An 18,706-nucleotide genomic window follows, 5' to 3' on the forward strand; every position below is an offset into this window, starting at 1 on the left:
GCCGCAACTTCCATTCCGCCACTACTATTGGACAGGGTGAGCCCATTTATCTTTGAATTGGCGGGAGCCAATCATACGGACTGGGATTCCCGCCATTCACTTTATCACGTTATCAGGAAGCAAACTATGGCCCCTTACACATGGAAAAATTTCTTTTTCCTCGGAATGGCGCAGAAGAGATATCCCCCCAATGAAGGCGTTTTATGATGGAGATGAGGATGTTTTTCTCCTTAATTCGGACTCATGGTTTTGTGCCAATCTTGATCGGGGAGAAGCTTTTTCCATAGAAAATAAGATTATTTTGCCTCGGGAGGCCATACATACCTTAAACTTCATGAAACGACATAACGTAGAGTCTCTTCTTGTCATTCCCTATCGTTTTCGTGGAGAGGTGAACGGATTTATCCTTTTCGAGAGAATAGAAAATTATTTTAATTGGTCTAAAGATGAATTATCCCTGTTCAACCTTTTTGCTGAGATGCTTTCAAGCCTTAAAGATAGGGATGCTGCCTATGAAATGCTTCATCAAGATAGAGAGAAGTATCAACGACTTTTTTTACAGCTTCAAGAACCTTTTATGCTTTTTGATGTCTTGTATGACAAATTAGGGCAGTTAGCAGATGTGCGTTTTATAGAAATCAATGAACAGGCCAGACTTTTTTTGGAGAAAAAAGGGTATGGTGATATAGTGGGGCGTTCCCTTTTGGATGTGTTTTCCGTAGAAGATTTAGTTTTTAAAAATGCGATGAAAAATGTTATTGAGACAGGAGAACCGCAAACTTTAAGTTTTAATAGTATGCTTTTAAATTGCACGATGACTCTGAGCTATTTTGTTCCTCAAAAAGGACAATTGGCTATTCTGATTTCTCATATTTCTGAAAGCAGCGAAAAGGGGAGGAAGGCATGATTATTTATAAAGACAAGCAGCAGGTGCAACAAAAATGTAACGCTTCTGATGGAGAGGGGATATTACATTGTCTCTATGCCATTCCCAAAGGGACGGGGTTTTCTGGTAGCTCTTTTTACATGATAGGTACAATGACTTTGGAGGCTGGGGCCTCTATAGGAACACATTTTCACGAAGATGATGAAGAGTGTTATGTAATTTTAAAAGGCAAGGGACGCTATGAAGATAACGATGGTTCTTTTCATGAAGTAAAAGCTGGAGACGTAACTCTGACATTTAGAGGTGAAAAACATAGCCTTGTAAATGTGGATAAAGATCCTTTGGTGTTTTTGGCCATAATCGTTAAATAGGGAAAACAAACAATAGAAGCCAAAGAGAAGGTTTTCACAAGCGAGCCTCCTCTTTGGCTTCTTCTATTTCTTTTTGAACCACGTTGTAAAAAGAGCGTTTCTTTCTTTTTGTATAACTCCATCGACAAGTGATTTAACACCAGGTGAGACATCTTTAGGCATCATTACACCAAAATGTTCTCTTGCAAGTTGAGTGCCGATTTGAATCAACGATGGTATTTTTGATGCATATTCAAGGTAAACTGGTGTCTCTAAGATACATGCATCTATTTTTTTATGTGTAAGCTGGTTAATTATTTCATCCCATGTAGGAAGACTTAATATTCTGCTTTCTGTTAAGGTCTTTCGACCTACGACTTCTCCGGTTTTCCCTTTTAGTACACCTACGGATCGTCCTTTCAAATCGGAAAGTCCAGAAAGATGTTTTTCTTCTAATGACGCTGCCAGTTGCCCACTTGCGACATACCACACGGAGAAAGTAACAAAAGCTGCTCGTTCAGGAGTTTTCGTAACAGGCGAAATGATTAAATCACAATTGGGCCAAGGTCTATCTTTCCAAATGCCTGTGATGGTTTGCTCCTCACCATTTCCCCATTCTAACGGAACAATTTTAAGGTTTACTCCGAGTTTTGTTGCAATGGCGTGCGCCAAATCTACGTCGAGTCCTCTAACAGTTTCACCATTCCAAAAATGGAAACGTCCCCAATCTGAATGATCTATTCCTACAGAGAGGTATCCTGTTTCTCTGATTCTATCGATACGGGTATTTGTTGTACTGCTGAAAGCAACTAAGGAATGTTTTTGAAGGGATGATGCTTTTTTTTCAAGAACTGCAAGGTGTTCTGTGCTCGCAGCGACAGTTGTTGTTTGCTCTTGAATTGATGTGTTAATTGAAAAAAGTTTATTCGACTGATCAATTACTAGCTCTGTCGTCTGTCCAATAGCGTCAGAAACGTTTTCTATTGATGCTACTTGTTCTTGAACAAAACAACTGGCACTTGACAGTTTTTGTAAAATTTCTGTTACTTCGTTAAGCATATGATCAAGACCATCTCGACTTTTTTGCGACTGCGTTTGAGCATCCTGAACAGCACTTTCTGCCGTGTTGATTTTGCTGTATCCGTCTTGTGCGGAATTTTGAATGGCCTGAGCTAATTTCCCTATTTGTGTAGCTGCTTTTGCAGATTCTTCTGCTAATTTTCTTACTTCATCTGCAACAACGGCAAAACCTCGGCCGGCTTCCCCAGCTCTTGCTGCTTCTATAGCTGCGTTGAGGGCCAATAGATTGGTTTGATCTGCAACTCCTGAGATAGCTTTGACAATATTACCAATGTTTTCGCTAACGGAGAGCATTTGTTTTATAGCTTCAGCTACAGAGGCAGTTGCATCAACTACGGCGAGTATTGTTGTTTCTGATCGAGAGGTGAGCGTTCTATTTTCTTCAGCGAGATGGCGTATCGTTTCCCCCTGGGTTGCCATATCAGTTATAAGGGTTGCTGTTTGACGAGATGCTTCTGTCATTTCTTTCAGTTGTTGGTCAGATTCCTGAGCTAGCGCTCCCAGTTCTTTAGCTCCTTGGGCGAGTCCATTAGCATTTTCAGATATGACATCCATTGAAGCTGCGTTATCTGTAATAAGAAGATTCATGTCCTCTGCAATAACATCGAGACTGGCTATTTCGTCCCTAGCTCTTTGTATAAATTCTTCTAAGAGGTCTTTTCGGTCCCTCTCTTGATGTGAAGAAGATTTGAGGGCCGGAAGGGAGTTGCCAGCTGTTTCGGTTTTCCAGAATCGCGAAAAGAAAGATTGGTGACCGGTAGACATGCCTTTTCCCTCCAAAATAAATTAAGTACACAATTAATCATTATATCATAGACCAATAAAAAAAGGAGAACCCCAAGGATTCTCCTGTATCCTGCAACATTATAAATACGATACCGCAGGTTCCTTCTTTACTGGGAAATGGCATTAACCGGGCAAACCGAAACACAGCTGCCACACTCAATGCATGTATCTGCATCGACTTCAGCTTTACCATCAACCATAGAAATAGCTTCTACAGGGCAAGTCCCTACACATGTTTCGCAACCAACGCATGCATCTTTATCTACGACTGCTTTTGCCATCATGTATACCCCCTCTGTATTGAGATAAACCTCACAAGGCGGATTATATAATACTTTAATTGACAAGGCAACTTGTGCCCATTTTATGACCAGAAAATAGCTGGTGGATACTCTGGCTTAGGATCACGAGTGAGAAGATTTTCAAGTTCGTCTCGTGGAGAGGTTCCTTCATAGAGTAAACGGTATATTGCTTCAGCAATAGGGAGTTCAACATGATGCTCTTTGGCCAAATCAATAACGGCCCGGACAGTAAAAGCTCCTTCTGCGACTTGACCGAGGATTTGTTTAGCTTCATCAAGGGATTTGCCCTCTCCTAACAGCTTGCCGAGTCTGAAATTTCGAGAATGGAAGCTATAGCACGTAACTACCAAGTCACCGATACCGGCAAGTCCGGCCAATGTAAGTGGGTGGGCTCCCAATTTTGCTCCGAGTCTCATTATTTCCGCGAGCCCTCGACTGACAAGTGCCGCTGTGGCATTATCTCCAAGATTCATTGCTTTTCCTATTCCTGATGCAATTGCTATTACATTTTTTACAGCTCCTCCGATTTCTACTCCTGCTACATCATTGCCAGTATACACTCTAAAGCAAGGGGCATTAAATAAATTTTGCCAAGATTGTGCTGTTTCAAAAGAAGAAGAGGCTACAATTGTTGCAGTAGGGAGTCCTTTGATAACTTCTTCTGCGTGACTTGGACCGGAGAGTACAGCGTAAAGTGCATCTGGATAGAATTCTTTTACGATCTCACTAATAGGTTTAAGAGTTTTTATTTCTATCCCTTTTGCTACATTACATACTGAATATGGAGTGTTAAAATTTTTTAGGGATGAAAGTATTTCCCGTACTGATTGTGTCGGAATGGCCATGATCCAAAAAGATGATCGTGTGGCGGCTTCTTCCATATCCCATGTAGCATGAATATTCTGAGCCAAAGGTATATCTTTTAGATAGTCGGGGTTCATTTTATTTGTATTGATATATTCAGCTTGCTCCCGTCGTCGACACCATAAACAAATGTCATGTCCATTGTTGGCCAAGACATTGGCGAGGGCTGTTCCCCAGCTCCCAGCGCCGAAAAGAGATAGAGTTGCCACGCTGCATTCCTCCTTACTAAAATTTAAATTTTACTTAACGATCTTTTCTGTAGTAATGTTAGAATATAAAGTATAAACTGAAATAAAATAACCACCTTGGAGGTAGTCTTTTGCAAGATTGGTGGGGCGGAATCCTTTTTCTTCTAGCTTCAGCTGCAGGTCTTTTTTTAGGGAAAGGAACTTTGTATTCTTTATGTCTTTTCCCAGCAGTCCTCCTTCTTTTATTCCCTGCTGTTTCTATATACGGGACAAAAAGAGCAGCTGGGATAATGTTTCTGTTTGCTTCTATATCACTCCCTGCTTATGTTGTTTTAGACGTTTTCCCTTTACAAGCAGCTCTTCCATTATATGCCATGATTTTTTCTATGTACGGCATTACAGAATATCTGAAACGGAAATTATCGAGAAAAGCTTCTGTCTTTCTTGATTGCATAAAGCAGGTTGGTTCCACTTCATCTGTAGAAGAGGCGTGTGTTCCTGCCCTGCAACTAGTTCGCCGTCTTCTGCCTGATTGTGCTCCTGCTATTGCTCTTTACGATGAAAAAAATAAGTTTTTTCGATTAATGAGTGGGCATGATGAGTACACAGGAGAAGGGGTTGATCCCAATGGAACTCTTCCCCTTGGAGACAATATTTGTTCCAGAGTGTTTTTGTCAAGTAAACCGATAGTTGTAGATGATGTAAGGGTAAATCCACTTTATAAGGAAGGATTACCTGGTGCTCGTTCAGAATTGACTGTACCTATTGTTTGGCGAGGTGAAAAAAATGGCGTTATTAATGTGGAATCACGAAAGTTAGGGCGGTTTTCTTCTAGCGATGTAAATAACTTACAATTTTTTGCAGCCATTTTAGGAGAAATTTTCTCGCATTTAATGGCGGAGCAGAAACTGGAGAATAACATTAAAGAGCTCGAGCAAACGAATAGAGCATATCTTTCTGCGCAGAAAGCTTTATCTTGCGCTCTTGATGTAACACGTGAGCAGAAGACGAATCTAGAGCTTTTGATTAAGAAATTTCGGGATCTTTTCGATATAGTACAAGGGATGTCATATTGTCACTCCGTTGAAGAATTATTTCCTTTTGTCTCACAGCAACTTTCGCAGAGATTGGGATATAAAAATGTATATGTATTTTCTCGTCGAAGCTTTTCTAAAGAAATGTCCCTTCAGTCGTGGGTTGGGAAACTTCCTGAAGAATGTAAAAATATAAAAGGTCTTAAACGGGGTATTTTAACTTACGTTTTAGAAACAGGGAAACCTTATCTGGCGACAGATGTTTCTAAAGACGCTCTTTACGTTAATCTCGATAATGATGTTCGCTCAGAACTTATTATCCCTGTGCTTTCTAGCAATGGAACCTGGGGAGCAATTGCTGTCGATGATGACAAAATTGGTGGAATTACCCATCAAGACCAGGAGTTTTTAGGTGTTATAGCTACTCATTTAGCACTTGAGTTGGAAAATATAGAATCTTTCAGATGTCTTAATCTTGAAGTTAATCGTTTAAAGGCTCTTCTTGATATAGTTCAGTCTCTTTCCAATGAAAAGGCGAGTTTTAAACAAGTTTCTAATCATGTCATGAGAATGTTGACTTCTGTTTTTAGTTATGAGAAAGTAACAATTTTTGCTGTAGAAAAGAAAGAGGTAGAGCCTCCGTTCCTTAGGGCTTTAGCCTCTAATTTTGTGGGCATGTCTGATCTAGACCATTTTTCAGAAAGGCTTCATGATATTGGAGGTGGTCAGGTTGCTCGATGTGTAGAGCTAGAGCAGATTATTAATACACCGGATCTTAAAAAGTCTCCTTATTACGTTAATCTTTCTTCTAAAAATACGACATCCCAACTTGACGTTCCTATTATATTCGGAGGGGAAGTCTACGCTGTTATTTCAATAGAGAGGAATAGCCCCTTTGAAAAAAGCGATGAAGACTTTTTTATGATTCTTTCTCGTCATTTGGGAGCTCTTTTAGCTTTGCAGAAAATTTTCGAAGATATGAAAAGAAAGGCACTTGTTGATGATTTAACTCAACTTTGGAATCGTCGTTTCCTTTCGATGCGCCTTGCAGAAGAGCAATCTCGGTACGAACGAAATGGTGAAGTGGTTAGTGTGGTTATGGTTGATATGGTTGATTTTAAGAAGATCAACGATACGTATGGTCATATTGCTGGAGATAAAGTTTTAAAAGTTTTTGCTTCTCTCTTGGGTGATTCTATTCGAGCTGGTGATATAGCTGGTAGATTTGGTGGAGATGAGTTCCTCTTGATATTACCAGGAACCAGCAAAGAACAGGCAATCTATCTTATAAAACGTTTGCAACGTAATCTTACACTACTTAGTATAAAAGGTGTTGAGAGTGAGATTTCTGCTGATTTTGGTATAGCAACTGTTCCGGAAGACTCTTTCTCTCTTCATGAAGCGTTGAAGATTGCTGATAACAGAATGTATGAAAGCAAGGAAGAGCGAAGACGTCTGAAGACAGACCGAAAGGAAGAATGAAACATTTATGGAAAATGGACGTTTACCAGTGAAATTACAAAAAGTACAAGAGAAGGTAAGTGAAACCCTTACGGAGAGTCTTGATTTCATAGCTTCACTTCGTGAAGATGAATTAGAGCACCTGCATGAAGTGAGGATGAAACGTGCCAGCTTGCAGAAAGAGTTAGAGGATGTCATTATTGCCTCTCAAAATGCTGAAGAAGAATATAGAAAATCAAGAATGGAGCTGATGGAAGCTTCCAGGTCCAACAATAAGCAGTGTGAGCAGGATGCTTATAATAGAGCAGCTCATCTTATGAAAATTAGAGGGGCTTTTGAAGAAAGAGAAAAAAGCCTTTGTCGGATGCGAGACGATCTTGATAGAGAAGAACGAAGAACTGAGAATTTCCTTGAACGTAGTGAACATGTTGCTAACCGCTTCAGGGTAGCTTTGGAATTTATTTCATCTAATATTGACGAAGCGTTGGGGGCAAGTGAAAATTACGATTTGAATAGTATGAAGATGGCATGTCAGTTAGCTGAAAGAGAGAGTCGGGCCTTGGCACGAGATTTGCATGATGGTCCAGTACAACGGTTTTCAAGTGCCGTATTACAACTAGAGACAGCCCAAGAGTATATTAAGGGTGGGGATATTAACGAGGCTGTTTCTGAGTTGGAAAAAACAAGAAATCAGATTCAGGAAGCTTTAGGTGATATTCGCGCTCTTCTTTTTCAACTTAACCCGACAGGGCTTTCAGAAGGCCTGGATTCAGCTCTTGATCGTTTGGCAAAACAGGTTTGGAGTTCCGGAGGACCAGAGGTTTGTGTTCGTATTGAGGGAGATCAACGTAACGTTCCCCTTTCATTTAGAAGACCTATTTTCAAAATTATCCATCAAGCTGTTGCTAATGCGTTTCTTCACGGAAAAGCCAGAGAGGTTTCTGTTCGAATCGATATATTAAATGATGTTATGAGGGTTCGTATTTCAGATGATGGTAGAGGCTTTGATGTAAAAAAAGAACGAATGCAAGCTGCTGAAAGAGGTTCATATGGTCTTATTAGCATGGAAGAAAGGGCAATGATGATCGGAGGAAATTTAAGAATTGAAAGTGAACCTGGTCGCGGAACGGCTATCCATTTAAGTGTTCCCCTTTCAATTTTTTCAGAGAAATAGTAAAGAAAAAACCCCGTTTGGGATATTTTCCCAAACGGGGTTTTATTTTACGTTAATATCAGCGAGGCATATAATTTTAGCTAGCTTTTTTTGAAGCTTTTTTTCGCTCTTGAGAATCAAGAATAGCTTTTCGTATTCTGATTGATTTAGGTGTTACTTCAACAAGTTCTTCATCAGCAATCCATTCCATGGCTTTTTCAAGAGACATTTTACGCGGTACATCAAGCTTAATTGTCATATCTTTTGTAGCCGAGCGATGGTTTGTCGCTTGTTTCTTTTTAGTCGGATTACACGGAAGATCCCCTGGTCTTGAGTTTTCCCCGACGATCATTCCCTCATATACAGGATCGCCAGGTTCTATAAAGAGAGTCCCTCGTTCTTGAAGGTTTTCAAGCTGGTAACTTGTAGCTTCTCCTGTATCAAGACTGACCATACTTCCACGATTGCGTGGTGAAATTTCTCCAGCCCATTCGCCATATCCAGTAAAAATGGTATTCATGATTCCCAGCCCTCTTGTATCCGTCAAAAATTCTCCTCGGTATCCGATAAGACCTCGAGTAGGAATTTGGAATACGAGACGTATAAGACCTGTTCGCGTATTTTCCATAGAAAGAAGTCTGGCTTTTCTTCTAGAGAGTTTTTCAAAAACAACTCCCTGATACTCTTCAGGAACGTCAATAGTAAGTTCTTCCATAGGTTCCAACAGGCGATCATTTTCATTTCGTGTAATTACTTCTGGTTTCGATACACAGAATTCCATTCCTTCCCGTCTCATTTCCTCTATGAGAATAGAAAGATGTAGCTCACCTCGTCCAGAAACCTTAAGACCGTCAGGACGTCCTATATCCTCTACGCGGAGAGCTACATTGACATGCATCTCTCTTTCAAGTCTTGCTTTTAATTGTCTGAGTGTAATGGGTTGTCCTTCTCGTCCTGAAAAGGGTCCGTTATTTATAAGGAAAAACATAGAAACAGTTGGTTCTTCTATAGCCAATGGCTGAAGAGTTTTGCCTTCAATCTCTGGCGAACAGAACGTATCTCCAATGTTGATTTCCTGTGGACCAGATATCCAGACAATGTCACCAGCAGATATCTCTTCAACTTCTTGGCGGTCAAGACCGCGAGTAATCCACATTTTGACGGATCGAGTCTCTTCTTTCCCGCAGACTTCCCATTCGCCACTTTTATTGGCGACATCTTTCCATTTTGTTGAGTAACGAATGAAGTCTTCTCCCTTTCGAAGCGTTCCTTGAAGAACTTTTCCACACCCAATACGGCCTGTATATTCATTCCATGCTAAGGTGCTAACCTGCATCAGAAAAGGGGAATGAGGATCGACATGCGGTGCAGGTACATAGTCAATTATTGTTTCGAAGAGAGCATTCATCCCTTCGTGAGGATCTTTTTCAAGATCTCTTACTGCCCAGCCATCAAGGCCGGAACCGTAAAGAATAGGGAAATCAACCTGTTCTTCTGTCGCTCCGAGTTCAATAAACAGATCAAATGTCTGATTTAATACAACTGTTGGATTCGCATTAGGCCGATCTATTTTGTTTATGAAAACTATGGGGCGAAGTCCCATAGCCAGAGCCCTCATAAGAACATAACGTGTTTGCGGCATTGGGCCTTCATTGGCATCTACTAATAAAAGGACAGAGTCAACCGTTGAAAGAATACGTTCCACTTCTCCTGAGAAATCGGCGTGGCCTGGGGTGTCGATAATATTTATAAGGTAATCTTTCCATTCTACGGTGCAGTGTTTGGCCCTTATGGTAATGCCTCGTTCCCTCTCTATTTCATTGCTATCCATTACTCTTTCTTCTACGTGTGCCCCTTTTCGGAATACTTGAGCGGATTTAAATATAGAGTCGATAAGTGTCGTTTTGCCATGATCGATATGTGCGATAATAGCGAGATTTCTAATCTTTTCTGCTTGAACCATTCATAACAACTCCCTGGAATATGCAGTTTCCTAAAAATAGCTTGAGACAAACGAACATAATACTCTAATTTCCAAAGAGTAGCAAGTCCAAGCTCTATGTTCTCTTTTGGTTAACAGCAAAAGAAGGTTATAAAAATACCTGTAGATAGAACTACGGAGTGAATTTAGAAAACTTAACGGTTATTTTTTAACTTTGATTCAAGAATTGAATGAATTTGTTCCCACGTAGGAATTCCTTCATAAATTTTTTCTCCTTCGAGTATCCATGCGGGAACATTTCCTTTAATATTATAGCGGACATTGTCGATAAGAGATAAGATGTTACGTGGATCGACCATCGTTATTTCTATTTCAGCTCTATAGTGTTCTTTAATTCGTGTAAGAAGAGGCCCTAAGGTTTCATATTGTCGTTCTTGTGGCGATGTAGCTTTTTCATCTTCACCGTAAGGTGTTCCGCCACAACAACCCACGGCAAATCGCCTTTGCTGTATTATGATTTTTAAGGTTTTAACCATTTAAATACCCCCTCTCTGTACATTTATTACATCATATCACTTTGATTATAAATGTGATAGAGGGCAAAATGTATGAAAAGGAAGGTCGTAAATGAAGGAACAGGCAATTCTTCAATCTATAGACGTCGATGATCATTTAGGCTTGCAACTTTGGTCCCGAGGAGCAGTCCCTCGTCTTGTTATATATAATAAAGGGAAAGATAGTGGCAAGACAGTGCGTTTCTCTTGGCTGGAAGGAGAGAATAAATCTATATCTCTCAAAAGAAAAGACGGGAAAATCGAAAAATATTCCCTTGCCCAGCTCTTGCCAGTTATTCAAGAGCTTCTCTCTACTGAAGCAGCAATAGTTCCTTTTAAAATGTTAGTTTGGAAAACAGCTCTCCTTTTCTCTGATTATCTTCATGAACCCAAAGTGCTCATATCTCGAGAAGATCGTGCCCTTTTATCTGAAGAAAAACGTCAAAGTCTCTGGCTTGCTGATATGGAGGAACAAATTTTTTCTCCCTCTTTTCCTCTTGCGAAAGAAGAGGCGCATCTTGAAGAAAAAATAGAAGGTATACATATAGGTGATGATCGCTCCGTTGTGGCTCTTCGGGCAAAGGGAATAACGAGACAGTTAGCTTCTTGCAATCCTGAACGCTGGTATCGCCATCTTTATTTTTCAGCAGTTGCGTTGCTTTTAGGTTTCTCTCTTTCAGAAGAAGTAGCGTCAGAACTTTCAGACCACCTTTGGCAGAGACCAACAACTACAGATGGCGATGTTTGGGGAAGTCTTCGTCAGCCTGCGCTTATAGCAAAAGAGATGAGTTTGCCCCTTTTGTCTTTTCAACAGAAAATAAAAGCTTTTACTCGTCATTGGGAGGTTGTTCAAAATATAACCAGAGAGGAAAATTACGATAGCGTTGATTTCCTTTTGAAGCAGGGGTATAAGCGAAAGAGAAGAGTTGATTTTCCCCAAAAGGCGTTAGGAGACGTCCCTTACACGGTGACAATATGTGAAAATGTTGAAGATGATTTAATTGCCTTTTGTCTCAAACCATTAATGGCAACAGCACGTCATAAAGAAGAGCGTATGTATAAAGTGAGTTTGAGCAACTTTGAAAAGGCCCTGGGTCATGATTCTGCTGGAAGTTCTCAAGACGAATTTTTTACTATAGCTTCCTTGGTAAAAGCTACAGATTTTAGCTTTTGGCTTAAGAATGTAAGACAAATTGTAGAGCCGGTGCTCTCTTCTCCGTTATAAGTTTTATAAATCAAACAGCCATGGCTTTTTTGTGGTATGATCAACTATTAACTCTTAGGAGGTGAAGAGTGAATGGTGGAGAAAAAGAGTGGTTGTGTTGTTCCTGCTGCTGTAACTGAGGAACATGAACACGAAAAAGATGCAGGCAAAGATTTAGCCATTGCAAAGGAGGAGAGCTCAATGACAATTATGGTTGGCAGAAAAGCTCCTGATTTTACTGCTCCAGCGTATCATAATGGAACATTTACATCCGTTAAATTGTCGGATTTTGCCGGGAAATGGGTTTTGCTTTGTTTCTATCCTGGAGATTTTACCTTTGTGTGAGCTACAGAAGTGTCAGCAGTTGCTGACAGATATGAGGAATTTAAAGAGTTGGGTGTTGAAGTTATTTCGATTAGTGTGGACAGTCAATTTGTACATAAAGTATGGAATGATACGGAGCTTTCAAAAATGGTAGATGGCGGAGTTCCGTTCCATATGGCTTCAGATGGTGGAGGAAATATAGGAAGAGCTTATGGGGTGTATGATCCAGATGCTGGAGTAAATGTACGAGGCCGTTTTATTATAGATCCAGACGGTGTCATTCAGGCGATGGAAGTGCTTACTCCGCCTGTAGGACGTAATGTTGATGAAACAATACGACAGATTAAGGCTTTTCAATTGGTGAGAAAAACTGGTGGATCTCAGGTTACACCTTCTGGGTGGCAGCCTGGTGGAAAAGTTCTTGAGCCTGGAATTGATCTTGTTTCTAAGGTTTGGGAGAAATGGAATCCGCGAGACGTCTATAAAAAATAATATTATATATAGACTAAGAAAGGGATGGGGAAAATTTTCCCCATCCCTTTCTTAGTCTTTCTTAATTTTTAAACCATTTTTCATAAAGTTCTTTTCGATTTTCAACAACAACTTTATCAAGAACGATCTTTAAATCTTGTGCCCCTTGGGGTAAAGCTATAGCATATTTTTCTGTAGTTAGCATATCTCCCAATAGCGTAAGCATGTTATTCTCTTTTATTGCATTAAGAACAATGACGCCATCTGTTAAAACAGCATCAACCTCTCTGTTAAGAAGTGCTAGTACTGCTTTATCTGGAGTGGGGTAAGAAATGGTGTGGGCTGCAAGTTCTTTTTTTGCTGTGTCGTAGCTTGTAGAGCCAGCTACAACTCCTATCTTTTGTCCAGTGAGATCCAAAATATGACTGTAGTTGTCCTCTTTTCGAACGAGAAGTCTTTCTCCTGTGTAGAAGTACCACTCAGAAAAATTACATACTTGTGCGCGGGTTTCCTTTACTGTTATTGATGCAATCGCAATATCAAATTTTGTCCATGGATAATCAGAGTACCAGGAAAGGGCGATAAGACCATCCCAAGAAGCTCTGATAAATTGCACTTTTACTCCTAATTCATTTGCTATACGTTTTCCCAGATCAATGTCAAACCCTTTAAATTCTCCATCCTCTTCAAAGGAGAAGGGGTAGTAGTCGAAATCGGGAATAGCGATAATAATTTTTTCCCGTTGCATAATTTGGTCCATTTGTGTGCTCCCCCATGCCAGAGAACTCATCAAAAGAACTAAAAAGACGAGTGGAAAACTTAAAAATCTTTTTCTCATGTCGAACACCCCCTTATCAAATTAACTTCTTAGTCCTGAAATAAATATTATGGCGATACAGATAGGTGCAATGTACTGGAGAATAAAAAGCCATGTTTTGGTAAGTGGAAAAGAGTTTTCTGACAGATTATTGATTTCCTCTTTTGCAATATTATGTATTTTCCAGCCTAGGAAAAGAGAGATGAAGAACCCACCTAAAGGCATGAGAAGATTTGAGGCAAAAAAATCTGCGGCGTCAAGAAAAGATTTTCCGAAGAGATTAATGGGGACCGCTCCTTGTGAAAGGGCTGAAGGAATGCCTGCAATAGTAATGATAATTCCGAGAACAAGAGTGGCGCGCGACCTTTTCCAGCCAAAGTTGTCTATAAAATAAGATGCAACTACTTCTAAAAGAGATACGGAAGAGGTGAGGGCCGCAAAAAAGAAGAGAATAAAGAATAAAGCAGACCATAAAAATCCAGCTGGCATTTTTGCAAAAACAACAGGTAAAGTTATAAAGGTTAAACCTGCTCCCGCCGCAGGTTCCATGTTAAAAGCAAATAGAGAAGGGAAAATAATAAGGCCGGCCATAATTGAAATAAGAAGAGTGAGAAAGCATATTTGAGCACTTGATGAAGGAATATTCGAATCTTCTGGTAGATAACTTCCGTATATGATCATTGCTCCTATCCCCAGAGATAAAGAGAAGAATGCCTGCCCAAGAGCAGCAAGAAGAACTTCTCCTGTTATTTTTGTAAAGTCGGGCTTGAGGAAAAAAGAAAGTCCCTTTGAGGCTCCTGGAAGGGTGACAGATCGTAGAATAAGAATTAACATAAGAATGAAAAGTGCAGGCATGCAGATTTTACAAAGACGTTCAATACCACCGCCAACGCCGTTATACACGACAAAAATCGTTGCCGCCATAAAAAGTACCTGATAAAAAATGACAGACCCAGCATTTGATACAAAAATTTCGAATGTCTTAGCGATTTGGCCACTGCTACTGTGAGATGTTAAACCGGTGAAAGATTTTATGAAGTAAGCTATAGTCCAGCCGCCGATTACACCATAATACGAAAGTATAATAAATGCGGCTATAACGCCGAGCCAGCCAACAATAGACCATGCTCCTCCTCCTAAGGCCTTAAATGATCCTACAGCGTTGAGTTTCCCGCGGCGGCCTATAACTATTTCTGCCATCATGAGAGAAATTCCGATAGAAAAGACAAGGAGAGTATAGACTAGCACAAATGCGGCTCCACCGTATTGCCCCGTTATGTAGGGGAAACGCCAAATACTTCCGAGACCAATGGCAGAACCAGCTGCTGCTAAGATAAAACCCAGCTTGCTACCCCATTGTTCTCGTTCCGATATTTCTGGCATTATGCAACCTCCTTTTTTGAATTGTATATTTAAGTGTGTTAATTTTATTATTATAATATATAAAATATATTTGTATCTATAAAAAGTAAATATATACAAAAAAGATAAAATTGTTTGTTGCGGGGGATTGTCAATGGAAAAACTGCACGTAGGAACATGCTCGTGGAGTGATCGTTCTCTTTTAGAGAGTGGTTGGTACCCTCATTTTGTTTCAAATTCAGAAAATCGTCTCCGTTTTTATTCGGAAAGGTTTTCAACTGTTGAAGTAGATAGTACTTTTTATGCTCTTCCTCATGAATCATCTGTATATCGATGGGTTGTACAAACACCGCCAGGTTTTATTTTTAACATAAAGGCGTATGGCCTTTTTACATATCACAAGGTTTCATACAATAGTTTGCCCCAATGGATTCGTAACGAATTACCCCAACCTGTGCATGGTCAGCGAATACAGCATCAAAATGTTCCTTTCCCCCTTCGTCGTGCTTTATGGAAACAATTTGTTACTCTTGTAACGCCACTTCATCAGATGGGAAGGTTGGGGTACATCCTTTTTCAACTTCCACCATGGTTTAAATATTCTCGCCCAGCTTTAAAATATTTTGAGCGTTTGGCGGAGATAACTCCTCCTTTCAAAGTAGCAATAGAGGTTCGTCACCGAAGTTGGTTTAATAAGGGGCGAAATGATTTAGAAATCCTTTTGAGAGATAGTAATATGGCTTATGTTATCGTAGATGAGCCGCAGCTTTCATGGACGGTTCCCGCTGAAAGGCTTGTTACTGCGACGTGGGGAAGCGTCATACGTTTTCATGGCAGAAATGCAGAAATGTGGCAGAAGAAGGGAGCATCAGTACAAGAACGTTTTAGTTATCTTTATACAAACGAAGAGTTAACAGAATGGAAGGGATCTATAGAAAATATATCGCAAGATGTAGCTGTAACTTTTATAATGTTTAATAATTGTTATAAAGATTACGCTGTGCAAAATGCTTTGGAGATGCAACGTGTGCTTGGATTACGTTCATTTGTTCCCACTGCTGTCCAAAAAAAGCTAGATTTTAATGATGAAGATAAATAGACATGTAGAACAAGCGGGATTTTTCAAAAATATGCAATAACAGTAGAAAATGACTTGTTTTGCCCTTAAATAGTTCTTCAGAACCTTCCAGTGCCTGAGATGGGACTGTGAGGCTTTTGCGCTTTGCTAAAAACGAATATAGAATATAAATGTAATAAAAGGTCGTCGAAGGAGGGGATGGGAAAATAAGTGTAATGGAACCTTCTACGCACGAACAACTGAATAGCAATAAATCACAGGAAGAAATTCCTGTAATAATCCCACTAGGGAAAAGAGTCCGGCGAGCAATCCGGAACAAAAGAAAATGAAGAGGGGCATAGCGAAAAGGTATGTCCCTCTTACATTTTTTGTATTTTAGAGTGGAGCTGTATAGATAAAGTAAAGACCTGCAATAAGAATAAGAACACCGCAAATATAATTGACTCGTGTCAATGCCTTGGATTTTTCGTCCCATTTTAAAAACTTAGAAACAAAGTCTGTTGATGTTCCGGCTATGACAATAACTGAGCAGTGTCCAATAGCGTAAAAGGAGACAAGTAGAAGAGCAAATGGCAGATTTGTTGTTGCTGTTTTTATTGTTAGGGCCAAAAGCGGAGCAACGTATGCAAAACTACACGGCCCAAGGGCCAGTCCGGAAAGGACTCCAAGTATAAGTGCCCCCAGAAGTCCCTTGTTTTTGTTCGCTTTGATCTCTTTTTGCCCGAACCATGGAAGGGTAATAACATTTAAAAGATGGAGCCCTATGAGAAAGAAAACTCCAGCAACAAAGTAATTCGTATACAAACTAATGTCTGTCATTAAAATTCCGGTAGATGTGAGTACCATTCCGATAAGCGCCAAATTAACAAAAATCCCTGCTGAAAAAGCTAAAGAAATAGCAAAAGCACTCGCTCTTTTTGCAGTTCGTGTGCTTTCGATATACCCCACAACAAGAGGTATAGTAACAAGATTGCAAGGGCTCAGCAAAATGCTGAAAATGCCCCAAATAAAGGCGGCCATTAAAGCAAGCCCGCTTGATGCATGGAGGGTGCTGTAAATTGATTCAAATAGATGCAGCATTTTATTCTCCTTCTTGTTACTTCTTCTTTATTTGGATACCATATTCTTCTAACTTCTTAAGAATATCCTCTAAAGGCATAAAACCCACTTCTTTTCCTAAAATATTACCTTGTCCATCTTCAAAAACGAGAGTGGGGACGTATCGTACTTCATATTTTTTTGCCAATTCCGTATTTTGCATAACATTAATCTTCTTGACCTGAACGTATTCTCCGTATTGCAGTGTGAAATCGTCCAAAACCTTGGACATCTGAACACAGGCTGGTCACCCTGCTGCACTTATATCTATAATTAAAGGAAGAGTAGCAGGTACTTTTGCTATAGTCTCAGTCTGCACTTTCTCCACCTTTGTTCCGCGTAAATAAAATATTCCTGCTATTGCTAGAAGAAGTAAGGTAATGATTGTTATCTTACGTAACATAGAAAATAACACCTCCTTTTATGATGTCGATTATACGGGACTTTGGGTACCCGTCAAGAGTATGTTCGCAGAATAAAAGAAACGGAAGCGTGTAAAATTTGGTATGATACTTTAGAAAATTTTTTTGTAACGCATGGAGGCCTAACTATGAATTCAGAAAATCTCTATCTTTTAGCTCAAGAGAGGAAAGAACATCTTGTTGCCTTGAGACGAAATATCCACAAGCATCCAGAATTGGATTTTAACTGTGAAAATACGGCCCAGCTCGTGGAAAAAGAACTTGATGCTCTTGGAATCGAACACTATAGAGCTGCGAAAACAGGTGTTGTTGGAATTCTCCGAGGGCAAAAAAAGGGTAAAACTATTGCCTTCCGCGCTGATATGGATGCCTTACCTGTTTCTGAAAAAAATGAGGCTTCTTATGTTTCTGAAATTGAAGGGTGTATGCATGCATGTGGACATGACGTACATACAGCTTCTCTTCTTGGGGCGGCGTCTTTATTGACAGATTTTCGTGATAATTTGTCGGGAACTGTAAAATTCTTTTTTCAACCTGCTGAAGAGACAGATGGCGGAGCTTTGCCCATGATTGAAGAAAATGTAATGGACTCACCGAAGGTTGATGCCGTATTCGGACTTCATTGTGATCCCCAATTAGAAGCTGGAACTGTTGGCGTTGGGTATGGAAAATTCAGGGCTGCTTCTGATATGTTTCATATTATCATTCATGGAACGGGTAGTCATGGTGCTCAACCTCATCGTGGAATAGATGCAGTGGCCATTGGTTCCGAGATGGTTGCGTCTCTTCAGCAAGTTGTGAGCAGACGTTCTTCTCCTTTTGATCCAGTCGTTATTACCGTTGGTTCTTTTCATGCAGGTACAGCAGGTAATATTATTGCCGATAGAGCTGAAATGCGGGGTATTATTCGCACAATGGATCCTGACACACGCATATTTACCAGAGCCTTGGTTCGACGTATTGTACAGAATATTCCAGATGCTTTGGGAGCAATAGGTGAAATTAACTTTACTGAAGGTTATCCGAGTCTTATCAATGATGAAGAGATGACAAACCTCGTGGCAGAGTGTGGTCGTCAGCTACTTGGTGCGGCAAATGTCCAGGTTATGAAAGAACCTGAAATGGGTGTCGACGATTTTGCATATTTTCTTCAAAAAGCACCAGGAGCCTACTTCCTTTTAGGAACGGGAAATAAAGAGAAAGGGTTTACTCATCCGCTTCATAGCCCATACTTTGATGTCGATGAAAAATGTCTTCCAATAGGTGCTGCCATTTTGGCTGCAGTCGCTCTTCAATTCCTTAACTAAAAATAGAGGAGCGACTATAGTTG

General features: G+C 40.1%; 18 protein-coding genes and 1 pseudogene. 9 read left to right on the forward strand and 10 right to left on the reverse strand.

Going from position 1 to position 18,706, the window contains the following annotated elements; genetic code table 11:
* The 3 genes and pseudogenes from VB083_RS05560 to VB083_RS05570 all read left to right on the forward strand — a co-directional run.
* Positions 1 to 207, forward strand: a pseudogene (locus VB083_RS05560) (hypothetical protein); the annotation flags it as partial.
* Positions 191 to 907, forward strand: a complete 717-nt coding sequence (locus tag VB083_RS05565; protein ID WP_323401849.1) for a GAF domain-containing protein — start codon at positions 191 to 193, stop codon at positions 905 to 907. The pseudogene VB083_RS05560 and the gene VB083_RS05565, both read left to right, overlap by 17 nt.
* Positions 904 to 1,257 carry a cupin domain-containing protein gene (locus tag VB083_RS05570; protein WP_213691114.1) on the forward strand — a complete coding sequence of 118 codons (354 nt, stop codon included), beginning with the start codon at positions 904 to 906 and terminating at the stop codon, positions 1,255 to 1,257. The genes VB083_RS05565 and VB083_RS05570 overlap by 4 nt, the downstream gene beginning before the upstream one ends.
* Positions 1,258 to 1,320: 63 nt before the next feature.
* Here VB083_RS05570 and VB083_RS05575 read toward each other — a convergent pair whose 3' ends face one another.
* The 3 genes from VB083_RS05575 to VB083_RS05585 form a co-directional block, all read right to left on the reverse strand.
* A complete protein-coding gene (locus tag VB083_RS05575) occupies positions 1,321 to 3,081 on the reverse strand; it encodes a methyl-accepting chemotaxis protein (RefSeq protein ID WP_213691113.1) in 1,761 nt (586 codons plus the stop codon).
* Positions 3,082 to 3,209: 128 nt separating this feature from the next.
* Positions 3,210 to 3,383: a DUF362 domain-containing protein gene (locus tag VB083_RS05580; protein ID WP_213691112.1), complete on the reverse strand. Its 174-nt coding sequence runs from the start codon at positions 3,381 to 3,383 to the stop codon at positions 3,210 to 3,212.
* A gap of 83 nt (positions 3,384 to 3,466) precedes the next feature.
* Positions 3,467 to 4,477: an NAD(P)H-dependent glycerol-3-phosphate dehydrogenase gene (locus VB083_RS05585; protein ID WP_213695863.1), complete on the reverse strand. Its 1,011-nt coding sequence runs from the start codon at positions 4,475 to 4,477 to the stop codon at positions 3,467 to 3,469.
* 110 nt (positions 4,478 to 4,587) lie between these two features.
* On the opposite strand from VB083_RS05585, the gene VB083_RS05590 reads away from it, so the two are divergent.
* Positions 4,588 to 6,972 carry a diguanylate cyclase gene (locus tag VB083_RS05590; protein ID WP_213699884.1) on the forward strand — a complete coding sequence of 795 codons (2,385 nt, stop codon included), beginning with the start codon at positions 4,588 to 4,590 and terminating at the stop codon, positions 6,970 to 6,972.
* A 7-nt stretch (positions 6,973 to 6,979) separates the two neighbouring features.
* On the forward strand, positions 6,980 to 8,125 hold the full coding sequence (locus VB083_RS05595; RefSeq protein WP_323401850.1) for a sensor histidine kinase: 1,146 nt from the start codon (positions 6,980 to 6,982) through the stop codon (positions 8,123 to 8,125).
* 76 nt (positions 8,126 to 8,201) lie between these two features.
* On the opposite strand, the gene typA is transcribed toward VB083_RS05595, so the two are convergent.
* Entirely contained in the window at positions 8,202 to 10,067 is a 1,866-nt protein-coding gene (typA, locus tag VB083_RS05600) for a translational GTPase TypA (RefSeq protein WP_213691825.1), read from the reverse strand.
* A 173-nt stretch (positions 10,068 to 10,240) separates the two neighbouring features.
* Positions 10,241 to 10,582, reverse strand: coding sequence for a hypothetical protein (locus VB083_RS05605; protein ID WP_213691826.1), 342 nt, complete (start codon positions 10,580 to 10,582; stop codon positions 10,241 to 10,243).
* Between the two features lie 91 nt (positions 10,583 to 10,673).
* Here VB083_RS05605 and VB083_RS05610 point away from each other — a divergent pair, with 91 nt between their 5' ends.
* Both VB083_RS05610 and prxU read left to right on the forward strand, forming a co-directional pair.
* Complete coding sequence (locus VB083_RS05610) at positions 10,674 to 11,825, forward strand: hypothetical protein (RefSeq protein WP_213699812.1); 1,152 nt, start codon at positions 10,674 to 10,676, stop codon at positions 11,823 to 11,825.
* 72 nt (positions 11,826 to 11,897) lie between these two features.
* Positions 11,898 to 12,620 carry a thioredoxin-dependent peroxiredoxin gene (gene prxU / locus VB083_RS05615; RefSeq protein ID WP_307879798.1) on the forward strand — a complete coding sequence of 241 codons (723 nt, stop codon included), beginning with the start codon at positions 11,898 to 11,900 and terminating at the stop codon, positions 12,618 to 12,620.
* 61 nt (positions 12,621 to 12,681) lie between these two features.
* On the opposite strand, the gene VB083_RS05620 is transcribed toward prxU, so the two are convergent.
* Both VB083_RS05620 and VB083_RS05625 read right to left on the reverse strand, forming a co-directional pair.
* A complete protein-coding gene (locus tag VB083_RS05620; protein ID WP_213691752.1) occupies positions 12,682 to 13,437 on the reverse strand; it encodes an ABC transporter substrate-binding protein in 756 nt (251 codons plus the stop codon).
* 21 nt (positions 13,438 to 13,458) lie between these two features.
* Positions 13,459 to 14,799: a sodium-dependent transporter gene (locus VB083_RS05625; RefSeq protein ID WP_213699811.1), complete on the reverse strand. Its 1,341-nt coding sequence runs from the start codon at positions 14,797 to 14,799 to the stop codon at positions 13,459 to 13,461.
* A gap of 133 nt (positions 14,800 to 14,932) precedes the next feature.
* Here VB083_RS05625 and VB083_RS05630 point away from each other — a divergent pair, with 133 nt between their 5' ends.
* Positions 14,933 to 15,877, forward strand: a complete 945-nt coding sequence (locus tag VB083_RS05630; protein ID WP_213691751.1) for a DUF72 domain-containing protein — start codon at positions 14,933 to 14,935, stop codon at positions 15,875 to 15,877.
* Positions 15,878 to 16,231: 354 nt separating this feature from the next.
* Here VB083_RS05630 and VB083_RS05635 read toward each other — a convergent pair whose 3' ends face one another.
* Genes VB083_RS05635 through VB083_RS05645 form a run of 3 tightly spaced genes read right to left on the reverse strand, consistent with a single transcriptional unit; the run spans position 16,232 to position 17,357 of the window.
* Positions 16,232 to 16,936 carry a cytochrome c biogenesis CcdA family protein gene (locus VB083_RS05635; protein ID WP_213691750.1) on the reverse strand — a complete coding sequence of 235 codons (705 nt, stop codon included), beginning with the start codon at positions 16,934 to 16,936 and terminating at the stop codon, positions 16,232 to 16,234.
* Positions 16,937 to 16,952: 16 nt separating this feature from the next.
* Entirely contained in the window at positions 16,953 to 17,186 is a 234-nt protein-coding gene (locus VB083_RS05640; protein WP_213695870.1) for a thioredoxin family protein, read from the reverse strand.
* A 15-nt stretch (positions 17,187 to 17,201) separates the two neighbouring features.
* Positions 17,202 to 17,357 (reverse strand): hypothetical protein, encoded by a 156-nt coding sequence (locus tag VB083_RS05645; RefSeq protein WP_213691748.1) that lies wholly within the window; start codon positions 17,355 to 17,357, stop codon positions 17,202 to 17,204.
* Positions 17,358 to 17,504: 147 nt separating this feature from the next.
* On the opposite strand from VB083_RS05645, the gene VB083_RS05650 reads away from it, so the two are divergent.
* Positions 17,505 to 18,683 carry a M20 metallopeptidase family protein gene (locus VB083_RS05650; protein WP_213691747.1) on the forward strand — a complete coding sequence of 393 codons (1,179 nt, stop codon included), beginning with the start codon at positions 17,505 to 17,507 and terminating at the stop codon, positions 18,681 to 18,683.
* Positions 18,684 to 18,706 lie beyond the last annotated feature (23 nt).

It is taken from the genome of Aminobacterium sp., assembly GCF_034926885.1.
GTDB lineage: Bacteria > Synergistota > Synergistia > Synergistales > Aminobacteriaceae > Aminobacterium.

Coding starts and splice junctions, on each gene's coding strand:
- VB083_RS05565 (WP_323401849.1), top strand. CDS start 191: ATGAAGGCGTTTTATGATGGAGATGAGGATGTTTTTCTCCTTAATTCG.
- VB083_RS05570 (WP_213691114.1), top strand. CDS start 904: ATGATTATTTATAAAGACAAGCAGCAGGTGCAACAAAAATGTAACGCT.
- VB083_RS05575 (WP_213691113.1), bottom strand. CDS start 3,081: ATGTCTACCGGTCACCAATCTTTCTTTTCGCGATTCTGGAAAACCGAA.
- VB083_RS05580 (WP_213691112.1), bottom strand. CDS start 3,383: ATGGCAAAAGCAGTCGTAGATAAAGATGCATGCGTTGGTTGCGAAACA.
- VB083_RS05595 (WP_323401850.1), top strand. CDS start 6,980: ATGGAAAATGGACGTTTACCAGTGAAATTACAAAAAGTACAAGAGAAG.
- typA (WP_213691825.1), bottom strand. CDS start 10,067: ATGGTTCAAGCAGAAAAGATTAGAAATCTCGCTATTATCGCACATATC.
- VB083_RS05605 (WP_213691826.1), bottom strand. CDS start 10,582: ATGGTTAAAACCTTAAAAATCATAATACAGCAAAGGCGATTTGCCGTG.
- VB083_RS05610 (WP_213699812.1), top strand. CDS start 10,674: ATGAAGGAACAGGCAATTCTTCAATCTATAGACGTCGATGATCATTTA.
- VB083_RS05620 (WP_213691752.1), bottom strand. CDS start 13,437: ATGAGAAAAAGATTTTTAAGTTTTCCACTCGTCTTTTTAGTTCTTTTG.
- VB083_RS05625 (WP_213699811.1), bottom strand. CDS start 14,799: ATGCCAGAAATATCGGAACGAGAACAATGGGGTAGCAAGCTGGGTTTT.
- VB083_RS05630 (WP_213691751.1), top strand. CDS start 14,933: ATGGAAAAACTGCACGTAGGAACATGCTCGTGGAGTGATCGTTCTCTT.
- VB083_RS05635 (WP_213691750.1), bottom strand. CDS start 16,936: ATGCTGCATCTATTTGAATCAATTTACAGCACCCTCCATGCATCAAGC.
- VB083_RS05640 (WP_213695870.1), bottom strand. CDS start 17,186: ATGTCCAAGGTTTTGGACGATTTCACACTGCAATACGGAGAATACGTT.
- VB083_RS05645 (WP_213691748.1), bottom strand. CDS start 17,357: ATGTTACGTAAGATAACAATCATTACCTTACTTCTTCTAGCAATAGCA.
- VB083_RS05650 (WP_213691747.1), top strand. CDS start 17,505: ATGAATTCAGAAAATCTCTATCTTTTAGCTCAAGAGAGGAAAGAACAT.